This window comes from Aquimarina algiphila, assembly GCF_007489275.1.
In the GTDB taxonomy this organism is placed as follows: Bacteria; Bacteroidota; Bacteroidia; order Flavobacteriales; family Flavobacteriaceae; genus Aquimarina; species Aquimarina algiphila.
Genome location: NZ_VLNR01000236.1, coordinates 1 through 261 on the forward strand (window position 1 = coordinate 1; position 261 = coordinate 261).

Annotated in this window: 1 protein-coding gene; it reads right to left on the reverse strand. The window is 37.9% G+C overall.

Annotation, left to right across the window (positions count from 1 at the left end; all coding sequences use genetic code 11):
• Positions 1-261, reverse strand: a 261-nt coding sequence (locus FOF46_RS32225) for a hypothetical protein (RefSeq protein WP_167572054.1), incomplete at both ends; no start/stop codon positions are given.

The window sequence follows — 261 nt, forward strand, 5'->3', positions numbered from 1 at the left end:
CGCCCTCTTTTTCCTTGGCTTTTAAAGGGCGCTTTTTAAATGTAGGTTTTGCAGTATGTTTAGTCCCCTGATATTGTACATGATATAATTTAGCAAGTTTTTTACAGGCTTCCCCATAAGAAAGATTGTCTTCAAACATGCAAACACCAATAGCATTTTTAGGCTTATCCCATTCTCCCCAGTCACAAACTAACCAAACATTGTTGTCTCCCTTTTTTAAGGTGGTTGAAGCTGTTTTTTCGTTCGCGCGTCTTTTGAATT